2 protein-coding genes and 1 pseudogene are annotated in these 4162 nt (G+C 70.6%); 2 read left to right on the forward strand and 1 reads right to left on the reverse strand.

The window, feature by feature from the left end; translation table 11 throughout:
* A pseudogene (locus IH13_RS0108365) lies at nt 1-1115 on the reverse strand (PD40 domain-containing protein); the annotation flags it as partial.
* 189 nt (nt 1116-1304) lie between these two features.
* Between IH13_RS0108365 and IH13_RS0108370 the strand changes: the two are divergent.
* Together IH13_RS0108370 and IH13_RS0108375 are read left to right on the forward strand one after the other, a co-directional pair.
* Nucleotides 1305-1877 carry a TetR/AcrR family transcriptional regulator gene (locus IH13_RS0108370; RefSeq protein WP_031082473.1) on the forward strand — a complete coding sequence of 191 codons (573 nt, stop codon included), beginning with the start codon at nt 1305-1307 and terminating at the stop codon, nt 1875-1877.
* 120 nt (nt 1878-1997) lie between these two features.
* Nucleotides 1998-4162, forward strand: a 2165-nt coding sequence (locus IH13_RS0108375) for an MMPL family transporter (RefSeq protein WP_031082475.1), incomplete at its 3' end; no start/stop codon positions are given.

Consider the following 4162-nt stretch of genomic DNA (forward strand, 5'->3'; position numbering starts at 1 on the left):
CTGGCCCGCGGCAGGTAGGCGATCTCGACCGCGTCCGCGCCGTCGGCGTCGGTGACGTAGGCGACCTGGCCGCTGCTGCCCAGCATCTCCGGGAGCCGGACCCGCACCCCGGGCTCGTCGGCGATGGTGCGGGCGGGCCCGTCGCGGTGGGTGAGCCAGTACAGGCTGCCCCGTACCGAGACGGCGCTGGCCCGGCCCGTCTCGTCCACGGACAGGGCGTCGACGTGGCTGGAGGCGGGCACCTGGTAGGTACGCCGCCCGGTCCTGGGGCCGCCGAGGTGTACCTCCAGCCTGCGCGGTACGGCGTGGGGCGTCTCCAGGTCGTCGACCAGCCAGAGGTCGCCCGCGCACTGGTAGACGACCCGGGTGCCGTCGCTGGACGCGTGCCGGGCGTAGAAGGCGTCGTGGTCGGTGTGGCGGCGCAGGTCGGTGCCGTCCGGCCGGCACGAGTAGAGGTTGCCGACGCCCTCGTGGTCGGAGAGGAAGGCGATGCGGCGCCCGACGAACATCGGCGCCTCCAGGTGGCCGCCGATGTCCGGCAGCAGCCGTTCGCCGTGCAGCCACAGCCGCCCCGTCGCCCCGCCGCGGTACCGCTTCCAGGCCGCCGGCTCGTGCGGCGGCTTTCCGGTGAGGAGCAGGGTGCGGCGCTCGCCGTCGAGGTCGGCGACCGCGACGTCGGAGACCGGGCCCCAGGGGAGCTTGCCGCCGGGGCTGCCGTCGGTGGGGACGCTGTAGGCCCACGAGAAGTACGAGAACGGCTGGTTGTGCGAGGACACGGCGAGGATCTGGGAGCTGTCGCCGGGGCCCGGGCTCCAGCCGCAGACCCGGGCGTCGGTCGAGCCCCAGTAGGTGAGTCTGCGGGCGGGCCCTCCCTCGACCGGGGCCAGGTGGATCTCCGGATCGAGCGTGCGCCAGGTGGTGTAGGCGATGCGCCCGCCGTCGGGCGAGAAGCGCGGATGGCTGACCCGGGTGCGGTCGACGGTCACCCGCCACGCGCGGCCGGGCCGCTGCCCCGCGGGGGCGAGGGGAGCGACCCACAGGTCGTCCTCGGCCGCGAAGCAGAGCAAGTCCTCGTGGAGGTGCGGGAAACGGAGATACGCGACGTCGTCACTCACCCCTCAATGCTTTCCGCGCACGGGGTCCGGGGCAACTTGTGTTCCAGAACACAAGCGAAACGATTTCGTTTCGCGGGCGGAGGGGAGTAGCTTCGAGGTGTACGAAACAGTTTCGTTCGGCTCGTGATCTTGGGGCCGGGCGTGACTGGCGTACGATCCGGCGGGCACCAGGGTGGAGGAGGTCGACAGGTGGCGCGGACACGGCTCACGCCGGAGCGTGAGAACGAGCTGTACACCGCCGTGCTCGACCTGCTCGGTGAGGTCGGGTACGAAGCCCTGACCATGGACGCCGTCGCCGCCCGTACCCGCTCCAGCAAGGCCACCCTCTACCGCCAGTGGGGGAGCAAGGCCGAGCTGGTCGTCAGGGCGCTCCGGAACGACAAGCCGGTGCACCTCGCCGAGGTCGACACCGGTTCGCTGCGGGGCGACTTCCAGGCCGTCCTCGCGCGCAGCGACGACTGTCGGATGGAGAAGAACTCCGCGCTGATGCGGGGTCTGAGCCATGCCGTCCACACGAACCCCGATCTGTTCCAGGCGCTGCGTGACCTGCTGATCGAGCCGGAGATGACCGGACTCGCCAAGCTGCTCCAGCGTGCGGTGGACCGGGGCGAGGTGAGCCCGGGGAATTCGGCGCTCGCCTATGTACCGCACATGATGATCGGTGCCTTCGCGGCCCGGGAGTTCATCGACGAACGCCCGGTCGACCGTGAGTTCCTGATCGACTACGCAGAATCCGTGGTGTTCCCCGCCCTCGGCGTCTGACGTCCCCCGTTCCCTCCGCACGACCTGCTCCCCGACGCTCCACCTGACACGCCGCTCTCGTCGTCGGGCTGGTTCCTCACGCCCTTTTCCACTCCACGACCTGACCGGGAGTTCCTCTCCGTGGCCACATTCCTTTACAAAGTCGGACGGTTCGCCTTCCGGCGCCGCTGGTACGTCGCCCTGGTCTGGGTGGCGCTGCTGGGGGTCGCCGGACTCGGGGCCGCCTCGGCGTCCACCGCCGCCTCCAGCTCCTTCTCGATCCCCGGCACGGAGGCCCAGAAGGCCTTCGACCTGCTGGAAGAACGCTTCCCCGGTGCCAGCGCCGACGGTGCCACCGCGCGGGTCGTCTTCAAGGCCCCCGAGGGCCAGAAGATGACCGACCCGGAGAACAAGGCGGACGTCCAGAAGATCGTCGGCACGCTGGAGTCCGGTTCGGACCAGATCGCCTCGGTCACCGACCCCTACACGGCGAACGCCGTCAGCGAGGACGGTTCGACGGCGTACATCTCCGTCTCCTACAAGGTGAACTCGATGGAGCTCACCGACGGGACGCGGGATTCGCTGGAGCACGTGGGCGAGGCCGCCCAGAGCGACGGGCTGACCGTGGAGATCGGCGGTGACGCGCTCCAGGTGATGCCGGAGACCGGGGCCACCGAGGTCATCGGGGTCGCCATCGCCGCGGTGGTGCTGGTCATCACCTTCGGCTCGCTGATCGCCGCGGGGCTGCCGCTGCTGACCGCGCTCATCGGCGTCGGCATCGGGGTGTCGCTGATCACCGCCCTGGCCACCGTGCTGGACCTGGGCTCCACCACCTCGATCCTCGCCATGATGATCGGCCTCGCGGTCGGCATCGACTACGCCCTGTTCATCGTCTCCCGCTACCGCGCCGAACTGGCCGAGGGCCGGGAGCGCGAGGAGGCGGCCGGCCGGGCCGTCGGCACGGCCGGGTCCGCGGTCGTCTTCGCCGGTCTGACCGTCGTCATCGCCCTGGTGGGCCTCGCCGTCGTCAACATCCCGATGCTGTCGAAGATGGGCTTCGCCGCCGCCGGTACCGTCGCGATCGCGGTCCTCGTCGCGCTCACCCTGGTGCCCGCCCTGCTCGGTGTCGCCGGCAAGTGGATCATGGGGCGCAAGGCGCGCGAGGCCGCCGAGGCGGAGGACAAGCCCGAGGCCAAGCCCAACATGGGCACCCGCTGGGCGCGGTTCGTGCTGCGCAAGCCGGTGTGGGTCCTGCTGGCCGGTGTGGTGGGGCTCGGCGTCATAGCCGTCCCGGCCGCCTCGCTGGAGATGGGCCTGCCGGACGACGGCTCGCAGCCCAAGAGCACCACGCAGCGCCAGGCCTACGACCTGCTCTCCGACGGTTTCGGCCCGGGCTTCAACGGTCCGCTGCTGGTCGTCGTGGACACCAGGAACAGCGAGGACGGCAAGGCCGCGGTCGAGCAGGTCTCCCAGGGCATCGAGGCGAGCGGTCACGTCGCCGCCGTCACCCCGGCCACGTTCAACAAGGCCGGCGACGCCGCGACCATCACGGTCATCCCGAAGGACCGGCCGAGCTCCACCGACACGGAGAACGTCGTCCACGCCATCCGCGACGCGGGTGCGGACATCAAGAGCGAGACCGGTGCCGAGGTGCTGGTCACCGGCGCCACCGCGATGAACATCGACTTCTCCGAGAAGATGAACGACGCGCTGCTGCCCTATCTGGCGCTCGTCGTCGGACTCGCCTTCCTGCTGCTGATGGTCGTCTTCCGCTCGCTGCTGGTGCCGCTCAAGGCGGCCCTCGGCTTCCTGCTCTCGGTCGTCGCGGCCCTGGGCGCGGTCGTCGCGGTCTTCCAGTGGGGCTGGCTCGGCTCGCTCTTCGGAGTCGAGCAGACCGGTCCGATCATGAGCATGATGCCGATCTTCATGGTCGGTGTGGTCTTCGGCCTCGCGATGGACTACGAGGTCTTCCTGGTCACCCGGATGCGGGAGGCGTACGTCCACGGGGAGACGCCCGGCCAGGCGATCGTCACCGGTTTCCGGCACGGGGCCCGGGTGGTCACGGCCGCCGCGGTGATCATGATGGCCGTCTTCGCCGGCTTCATCGGCTCCAGCGAGTCGATGATCAAGATGATCGGCTTCTCGCTGGCCATCGCCGTCTTCTTCGACGCCTTCGTGGTCCGTATGGCCGTCGTGCCCGCGGTGCTGGCCCTGCTGGGCAGGCGTGCCTGGTGGCTGCCGCGCTGGCTGGACCGCGCGCTGCCCAGCGTGGACGTGGAGGGCGAGGGCCTGCGCGAGAAGCCGGC

Source organism: Streptomyces sp. NRRL WC-3549 (assembly GCF_000721935.1).
GTDB lineage: Bacteria > Actinomycetota > Actinomycetes > Streptomycetales > Streptomycetaceae > Streptomyces.